Consider the following 9,702-nt stretch of genomic DNA (forward strand, 5'->3'; position numbering starts at 1 on the left):
AAGATACGCTTTTTGTTTGATTATTTCTTTATTAGGGCTTCATAAATAATTTCTACAGGATGAAATGAAGGCCTATGCAAGCCATCCTTAATTTGATGTCGGCAAGATGTCCCCGCAGCTGCGATAAGGTAATCATCCCCAGTTTTTCGAAGTGTAGGAAAAAGAACCAATTCAGCAACTTTCTGCGAAACTTCAAAATGTTCCTTTTCATAGCCAAAAGAACCTGCCATTCCACAACATCCAGATGGGATGACCTCAACCTCATAGTTAGAAGGAAAGGACAGCAGCTCTCTTGTAGTATCTACAAGTTTAAATGCTTTCTGGTAGCAATGTCCATGGAGTTTGATTTTTTGTGGCTCTGCTGTGAATTGTTCGGGATGAATTCGCCCGGCCTTGATTTCTCTTACAAGGAATTCGTCGATCATGAGCGCATTCTCTCCCAGCAGTCTCGCCTGCTCTCGTTTATCCGCATCTACTAAGTCTGGATATTCATCTCTAAAGGTAATAATAGCCGATGGCTCAATACCCAATAAAGGACTTTCTGCTGTTACTTCTTGACTCGCCAAGGCTACATTTTCATTTGCCAATGCCTTAGCTTTCTTTACGAAACCTTTAGATAAATAAGTCCTACCACTTTCCTTTAACTTAGGCACAATAACATCGTATCCCAGAGCAGTTAATAACTTATAGGCAGTAATACCAACCTCTGTATCGTTGTAATTTGTAAATTCATCAGAAAATAGAAATACCTTCTTTTTGTTCCTTGATTTCTTTTGTTTGGATGCCCATTTGCTGAAGGTTGTACCATGTACTTTTGGCAATGAACGACCCGGCGCAAACCCAACAACACTTTTAATAATTCCCGAGGTAAAGCTATTGGTCGCAAAGAAATTATAGATTGGCGCTACTAAAGATCCAAGTTTCTGAGACTCAGTAAAATTGGCAATCAATTTCGCCCTAAAAGGACTTCCATTGGCATCATAATAATGCTGCAAGAACTCAGCCTTCATTTTGGCAATATCCACGCTGGATGGACATTCAGTTTTACAGCCTTTACAGCTCAAACATAAATCCATCACATCCTTAATTTCTTCGTGATTGAACCTATTTTGTTCGGTGGAATTCGTCAAGAACTGACGAAGCATATTCGCTCTAGCCCTTGTGGTGTCCTTTTCATCCCGTGTTGCCATAAATGACGGACACATCGTTCCGCCAGTTATTTCTGTTTTCCTACAATCCCCGGAACCTGAACATTTCTCGGCAAGACGCAGGATGCTCTCGTTCTTAGTAAAATCAAAGTAAGTCTTGATCTGAGAGGCATCCGTCACATGGTCATAACGCAAATGCGTATCCATGGGCGGTGTATTCACAATTTTTTTGGCGTTGAACACATTGTTTGGATCAAATATGCTTTTTGTCTGTAAAAGAAGCTCATATACTTTTTCACCTAGCACTTTACCAATAAATTCGCCTCTCAATCGGCCATCACCATGTTCACCGCTCAATGACCCATTATATTTTAGGACAAGATCCGTTGTCTTCTCCAAAATACTTCGGAATTGACGCCTTCCCTCTGCAGTTTTAAGATTTATAAAAGGCTCTATATGCAGTTCACCCGCACCGGCATGTGCATAATATGAAGCATGCACATTTTCTTCTTGTAATAGTTTTTGGATATCAGAAACATAAGCCGGGAGATCTTCTGGTGAAACGGCACAGTCTTCAATCAGATTGACCGGTTGAGAATCTCCTGGCAGGTTACGGATCAAACCTAACCCTGCTTTACGGACATCCCAAACCAAATTGGTTTTCTCAACTCCTGTAATCCATGGAAATGCATAACCCAATCCTTCTGCCATTAACTCAGCCACCAATTTCTCCGCTTTTTCAGCGATCTCTTCTTGTGTATCCCCTCTGAACTCTACAATCAAGAGTGCTTGAGGATCTCCTTCGATAAAAAAACGATTGTATTGATAAGTAGGATGTCCAACTGTAAAATCTAAAATATATTTATCGACCAGTTCTGATGCTTCTGGGTTATTCCGCAGGGCAACCACATTTCCGCGCATACATTCCACCATATCTTCAAAGTGGACACATAACAGCCCTATTTCTTTTGGCGGCAATGGCATCAGTTTAATTTTCGCCTCAGTGATTATCCCAATGGTTCCTTCTGAACCGGCAAGCAAACGACAAAGGTTGAAAGGCTGGCTGACATCAGAAAGCATATCTAAGGCATAACCTGTATTTCTTCGGGTAATCTCTGATTTTGGATAACCCGCGTGGATCGCTTCTTGATTTTCTTTATTGGTCAATAATTCATTTAAGGACCTATAGATTTCACCCTCCCTTGACTTTTCGGAAAGCTTTGCAAAGTATTCTCTTTCGCCCAACTCCTTGAACGTCACTTCAGACTCATCATCCAATATCACATTTGCTTCCAGCAATTTATGACGGGTATCTCCCCAAACGATTGAATGCAGCCCCGATGAATTATTTCCAATCATTCCACCGATCATTGCTCGGCTAGCTGTGGATGTCTCAGGACCAAACATCAATCCAAATGGTTTTAAATAAGCATTTAAATCATCACGTATCACTCCCGGTTGAACTCTTGCCCACCGCTCCTTTTCATTGACTTCCAAGATCTGATTGAAATATCGAGATACATCAACCACAATACCCGATCCCACAACCTGTCCTGCAAGTGAAGTTCCCGCGGTCCTTGGGATTAATGTTGTTTGGTTTTCTCGAGCAAATCGGATTAATGTTTTTAAGTCATTGATATTTTGCGGAATGCAGACCGCCAAAGGTAATTCTTGATATACCGAAGCATCGGTAGAATATGCCATACGCATGGTTTGATGCGCAGTATTTTTTTCATCATAAAATAAATCTCCTTTAAGAGATTCTGCCAAGGCTGCTAATTTAATTTGTAACGACACGATAAGATAGATTGAATAACAAAACTACGCATTGTTTCATTAAAATTAAGCTCTAAACGCATATTTTAGATATTTATAATTAATCCGTATATTCGTAAGTACTTGTTTACCAACAGTAATAACCAATTTATTAAAACACCCCAATATGGCTAAAGTTTATCCTTTATAAGTCATAATTATCTGAATAAAATTCTAAAATCAACTTAATAATTTGAATTTAATTCGGAATTTACGATATTTGCGCCACTATGGCAAAACTAGAAATTTCATTGGACCAGATTGATCTTCAGATCATCAGAATAATGCAGGATAATGCCCGTACTAATAATGCTGATATCGCCCGTGAATTGGGGATGGCACCATCAGCAATTCTGGAAAGAGTAAAAAAATTAGAACAGAAAGAAGTGATTCTTCAATATAATGCCCGCATTAACCCGGCTGCATTGGATCAAAAGATGCTTTCATTCATCTTTATCAAGACTCAAGATATTATCGGTGTACAGAAAGTGGGCTTATTGCTTGCAGAGATCCCCGAGGTGTTGGAGGTACATGATATCGCCGGTGAGGATGGATACTTGATCAAAGTGAGAACAAATGACTCTGCTGGCCTGGTGGATTTAATGCGCAATACCTTAAGCAAGATCGAAGGCATTATCTCTACAAGAACAACAATCGTATTAGAAACAGTAAAAGAAGACAATAAATTAGTTATTCCTTCTAAGGATTAAATAAATCATGGTTAAATCATCTAGTCCATCAGGAAGCATCATTATTTTTGCTTATTTGGTGGTTTACATCGTTTGGGGATCTACCTTTTTCTTTATCGAGAAAGCATTGCATGCTTTCCCACCTTTCGTTTTAGGATCTATCCGATTTATCATTGCGGGTTCCCTATTGATGCTTTATTGCTGGATGAAGGGTTATAAGATCTATATCAAAAAAGCCGTTAAGGATGCCGCTCTTGTAGGGTTCTTATTGTTATTTATAGACATGGCTGCAATTATCTGGTCGGAGCAATTTATCTCCAGCGCTATTGTGTCCATTCTATCTGCAGCAACGGCCATTTGGTTCATAATCCTGGACAAGCCAAAATGGAAAGAGAACTTCTCGAGCATTCCAACTTTATTGGGATTGATCTTGGGTTTCTTGGGTGTTGTCATGCTTTTTGCAGAACAGATCTTCGGTCCGGAAGCAAATGCCGGAAATAGCGACAAAAAATTAACCGCGATGATTGTCATGACATTGGGTACGATTGGCTGGACTGTTGGTTCACTTATTTCCAAGTACAGCAAGAACTCTGAAAAGAAGAAACTGAATGATTCTGAAGTTCCGCAGGAACCCGAAGAGGACTTGAACGTAATGGTCAAAACGGCATGGCAAATGGTTGTTGCGGGTACGGCCTTTACCACTGTTGCGCTATTAAATGGTGAGTACCGTGATTTCGAATTCAGTGCCGTTCCTACAGAATACTGGGGTGCCATGATCTATCTGGCATTGATGGGATCTATCTTGGCATTCAGCTGTTATATCTTCCTATTGCAAGTTCGTCCGGCAACGGAAGTCAGCACCTATGCTTATGTAAACCCTATCGTTGCTTTGATATTAGTGCATTTCTTTACCGACCATATCGTGAGCCGCATGCAGATCATCGGTCTGGCAGTAGTGCTGTTCAGCGTACTCCTAATGAACTGGAACCTCTACCGCGACAGCGATATTATCCGCAACTACAAACGCAGACGCAAAATCCGTAAACTACGCCATATGGCTCCAAAAAGTAGTATCCCAAGGATCGTGGAAGTAGCAGAGTTTATCCAAAAGAAAACTAAAAAACCAAAAGACTCCGAAAAATCAACAGATACCAAAGCCGACAAAAATAAAGGACCGAAAAACTTTGACCAAGAGTTTTATGACTAAAACAGATATGGGATGTGAGATGTGAGATTTGGGATAGAAGAAAGGTATTTATATGAACATCCTAATTCCTACTATTTTATGGGAATAATTGATGGTTTATACTTGGAGTAATTGAAAGCAACTTTCTGTAAATATGCGATAGAAAGGTATTCAGTGGCAGGCGGAGGCACCTGCCAAGGCGAGAAAACCCTATCGGGCAATATCATTAAATTAAGAAAAAAATTAGGCCATTGGCATATTTTCAGTGCCAGGTGTCTCCAACTGCCACGGCGAAGCGGCCACCTGACACGGCCAAAACCTGTCCAATCTACTCTCCAACCACTCTCCTTTTACTCTTGTTCCACTCTCCTTCGTGACTCGTTCGGACTTTGTTCGGACCTCGTTCGGAGCTGCTTCGGAAAACACCCGAACAAGCTCCGAACGAGGTCCGAACGAGAGAGGACTGAGAGTGGAACAAGAGTGGAACAAGACTATATAAAAAACTTATCGAAAATCTGGAAATAGCATTTCAAGACATACATTTTTTACATAAAACCTTTATACACCAATTTATAGGTAAATTAATTGTCATAACATCTAATTTAAATTGACCAATTATCATAAAAAAGTCAAAACGTCAATTACAATATTTATTAAATCAGCAATATTAGCTTTATTTGCAATACTTTTTGAACACAAACATAAAAAAGTCAAAAAGTCACAACATGAAAACGAAATTATTTTACTTGTTTATACTTTTTGGAATGTTGTTTTCATTCCATTCATTATCGGCTCAGCAATTCATTACCATAAAGGGGAAGGTATTGAATGCAGAAAACTACGAAGCAATCCCCTACGCTTCCATCAAAGTTGTTGGCGCCAGCAAGGAAATTGGAACGAGTTCAAACGACAAAGGTGAATACACGTTGACTGTCCCTTCGGAATATAAAAAGATCCGGATCAGCTCGGTTGGGTTTGACCCTGAAGAATATCCTGTTACGGAGGAATCCGAGCAGACCATCCGCGTTATGTTGTTTCCTGCCAATTCCATTGAAGAAATTGTCGTAAAAGCTCCTAAACGTGGTAAATATTCAAACAAAAACAATCCGGCAGTTGAGCTTATCCGCAAAGTCGTTGAGCATAGAGACCAAAACCGCTTGACCGGTCAGGCATTTGCAGAATATGACCAATATGAAAAGATCAGTTTGGGATTAAGTAACCTTGACGAGAAATTCAAGAACAGAAAGGTATTCAAAAATTACCAATTCCTATTCCAAGAAGACGACACCGCTAAAAATTCCAGCAACTATGTTCTGCCAGCATATATGGAAGAAAAGTTCTCTAAAGTTTATTTCAGAAAAGACCCTAATGCGAAGAAGCAATATATCTTGGCTGAGCGAAAAGCTGAATTCGACCCTAAGTTTGTGGACAATGATGGATTGAGCAAATATTTCAACCGCCTATATGATGAGATTGAAATCTATGATAACAATATTACTATTCTTACAAATCAGTTCTTAAGTCCGATCGCTAATTCGGCTCCTACCTTTTATCGCTTCTATATCACAGATACCGTTAAAAACGAAAATGAATCCTTGGTAGAGCTTAGTTTCTTCCCTAGGAACAAGAATGACCTGTTATTTAAGGGAAAACTCTATGTTACTTTAGACGGCAACTATGCGGTCAAAGGTGCTGAGATGACCGTTGCAGACGAAATTAACCTGAACTTTGTTAGGGACCTGAATATTGAGTTGGGATTTGACAAAACTAATGACAACAAATATTATTTGACCAAGTCTAGTTTAGGAATTGACTTTGCTATCACAGGAAAAGGGAAAGGCATCAAAGGAAAACGAGTAGTACTGATCAATGATTATGAGAATGGCAATGTTCGTCCTGACAGTATTTATGCTGTTCCCGACCAATATGTTGTTGTTCCAGAAGAGAAAACCGAAAAAGAAAAAACTACTTCAGAAAGCTATTGGGCAACCCTGAGACCCGAGCCATTGAGCAAAGCTGAAAATTCAATCTATAACAATATCGATAGTTTGCAGCGGATGCCGTCCTTCAGGACTTTTATGGATGTTTCGGCTTTGGTATTTTCAGGTTACAAACAGGCTGGTCCAGTAGAGATCGGTCCGGTCAATACTTTTTATTCTTACAATCCTGTGGAAGGTTTTAGGCTCCGCGTTGGTGGAAGGACAACCGAACAGCTGAGCAAAACGTTCTATGCTGAAGGGTATGGAGCTTATGGTTTCGATGATCAAAAATGGAAGTACTTTTTATCTGGAACATACTCCTTGAACAAGAAATCGCCATATAAATTTCCTCAGCATTATCTTCGAGTATCTGCATCCTACGACACCAAGATCCCTGGACAGAATCTTGAATTCGTACAGGAAGACAATGTACTCCTATCTTTCAAACGCGGTGAAAACAGGAGCTATCTGTACAATGAGGTGTACCGATTGGATTATAAGGTTGAGTTCAGCAATAATCTTTCGTTAAATGCTGGTCTGGGTACTTGGAAACAAACTCCTGCAGGGGTTCTCTCCTACTCATTATTGCAGCCTGATGGAACTCATAGATTTATAAACAACTTGCAGAGCACGGAGTTCAATGTTGGTCTACGCTATGCTCCAAAAGAGGAATTCTACCAAGGAAAAAATTATAGAACTCCGATCTTTAACCAATATCCTATCATGACCTTCAATTATACTGCAGGTGTGAAAGGCTTATTTGGCGGTGAATACAATTACCATAATTTCACTGCAGGTGTTTTCAAAAGGTTCTATCTATCTCAATTAGGGTATGCCGACATCAATGTCGACGGTACTTACATCGCGGGAAACAATCTGCCTTTCCCGGTTTTGAATATTCACCGTGCAAACCAGACTTATGCTTATCAGCTGCAGTCCTATAACTTGATGAACTTTATGGAATTTATTTCTGACCATCATGTTTCCTGGAACGTACAATATTATATGAACGGTTTTATTTTCAATAAAATCCCCTTGTTGAACAGATTGAAATTGCGTGAGGTCTTTAGCTTCAAAGGCGTTTATGGGGGCCTTCGCGACAGCAACAACCCGAGCCTCAACACTTCTGTTTACGACTGGCAAACCAACAGCAAAGGTGAACAGATGTCCTTTACCTTCGACGGTAAACCATATATGGAGGCCAGTGCCGGCGTAGCGAATATCTTTAAGGTATTGCGCGTGGATTTAGTCAGAAGATTGAACTACCTCGACCACCCCGAAGCACCAAAATGGGGCGTGAGAGCGAGAATTAAGTTTGACTTTTAGAAAATTTCGGGGGAATTTGCTACGCAATTCCCCCGAAATTTTCGGATATGAGATGTGGGATTTCAAATTAGATATGAGATGTGAGATATGAGATTTGAGATAGTAGAAAGGTTATTAAACTGATAGATTAAGTTGTATAATTTTTCAGATTGATTTGGTAGCACTGGGTTGTATGCGGGATTTGTGCTTTGGAATGCCCTTCGACTCCGCTCAGGGACCGGCTTCGGCTACTGGCTTCGGCTACGCTCAGCCAACGCAGCGACCGTCATTCATCCAATCTAGCGTGCGGCTTCGACTCAGAACGCCATGGTTGGTGTCTCCACCAACCATCTTCAGCTGAGCTAGCGCAAGTGTTTTGTGCGGGCTTGGTACGTTGGGTCACTTGTGCTTCAATTCCATTCAACATACGCAACAATCACCATCTTATCACCTGTGGTGATCAGACCTTATTTCAAGTTTCCTATCTCACATCTCATATCTCAAATCTCAAATCTATTTCACTATCTTTATATAAACTATTATAGACCATGAAAACAAACACCTGGGAAAAAACTAAGCCTATTATTGCATATTTATCCTTGTTGCTGAATATTTCGTTGATAGGGACAATGGGCATTTTTATCGTTGACGTCTAAAGATTTTGAAGAGGCTTCTGCTAAGCATAATGATTTTTGGATGGTCAATTCGACGATTTTATTTTTGATCGCTATTGTGGCTGGAATATTTTCAATTATATATTTTGCGAGAGCAAATGGAATATTACCGAAGATATTTATGGTTCTGCAGATATTGATTGTTTTATGGTTTGGGTGGAGTTTGCTTTAACGCAAGTTGCCTAACACACAAGAATTTGGATAGCCGAGCATAAAATTATTGTTATGGAATTAAGCACATGGGATAAGATATTAAAATTCATAGCATATTTTTCATTGCTATTCAATTTTTTACATGTTGGTTTGTGGGGATATTTTGCGCTAACCATCCAAAAATTCCCTGAAGCTCATTTTAAATTCCAAGAGGTTTGGCCTATTGGCTTGATTCTAACTTCTATTCTATCCATCATTCCAACCATATTTTCGATTATATATTTTGCAAGAGCAAAAGGAGTAGTTTCTAAGATTTTCTTGGTAATACAGATTATTTTAGGGCATTGGTTCGTGTATGGATTGCTGTAAACACTCTAATATTTTTGTTTAGTTTTAATATGGGCATTTAACAAACATGCCACACCTATGGTGTTAGTGTCCCTACCTGCCGCTATAATAGTTACACCCCTTCTATGTTGTATTCCAAATTTTTTTTTTTGATTATTTGCCTCTATGGTTGTTTTTCCGTTCCCTTTCCCTTGCTTTGGGCCATAGACCTTCCGCCCGACGGATTTTCCGCCGGTAGCCAAATGACAGTTACTTTTCAAACAGCCTTCTATGAGCAGACCTATGGCTGCAGTGTCTTTTTCAGTTTGTAAAGTATGGGTGCCGCAAACTACAATGAGAGCGGACGCAATGCCGCAAGGGGTGTATAGCGGTCACCCATTTTATGTGTCTATCCAAGTACCGTCA

Annotated in this window: 5 protein-coding genes; 4 read left to right on the forward strand and 1 reads right to left on the reverse strand. The window is 39.9% G+C overall.

Translation table 11 applies throughout. The features are described from left to right. Positions 1 to 20: 20 nt before the first annotated feature. The gene (locus CRT24_RS16805) at positions 21 to 2,945 is read right to left on the reverse strand and encodes an FAD-binding and (Fe-S)-binding domain-containing protein (protein ID WP_306473173.1); all 2,925 of its coding nucleotides are present in this window, start codon (positions 2,943 to 2,945) and stop codon (positions 21 to 23) included. Positions 2,946 to 3,193: 248 nt separating this feature from the next. Here CRT24_RS16805 and CRT24_RS16810 point away from each other — a divergent pair, with 248 nt between their 5' ends. The 4 genes from CRT24_RS16810 (at position 3,194) to CRT24_RS16825 (ending at position 9,318) form a co-directional block, all read left to right on the forward strand. Beyond that, positions 3,194 to 3,673, forward strand: a complete 480-nt coding sequence (locus tag CRT24_RS16810) for an Lrp/AsnC family transcriptional regulator (RefSeq protein WP_093095838.1) — start codon at positions 3,194 to 3,196, stop codon at positions 3,671 to 3,673. A gap of 7 nt (positions 3,674 to 3,680) precedes the next feature. After that, positions 3,681 to 4,859 (forward strand): EamA family transporter, encoded by a 1,179-nt coding sequence (locus CRT24_RS16815; protein ID WP_099372337.1) that lies wholly within the window; start codon positions 3,681 to 3,683, stop codon positions 4,857 to 4,859. 704 nt (positions 4,860 to 5,563) lie between these two features. Beyond that, positions 5,564 to 8,143: a DUF5686 and carboxypeptidase-like regulatory domain-containing protein gene (locus CRT24_RS16820; protein WP_099372338.1), complete on the forward strand. Its 2,580-nt coding sequence runs from the start codon at positions 5,564 to 5,566 to the stop codon at positions 8,141 to 8,143. Between the two features lie 878 nt (positions 8,144 to 9,021). Then, on the forward strand, positions 9,022 to 9,318 hold the full coding sequence (locus tag CRT24_RS16825) for a hypothetical protein (RefSeq protein ID WP_099372339.1): 297 nt from the start codon (positions 9,022 to 9,024) through the stop codon (positions 9,316 to 9,318). Positions 9,319 to 9,702: the final 384 nt, after the last annotated feature.

Source organism: Sphingobacterium sp. 1.A.5 (assembly GCF_002734235.1).
Taxonomy (GTDB): domain Bacteria; phylum Bacteroidota; class Bacteroidia; order Sphingobacteriales; family Sphingobacteriaceae; genus Sphingobacterium; species Sphingobacterium daejeonense.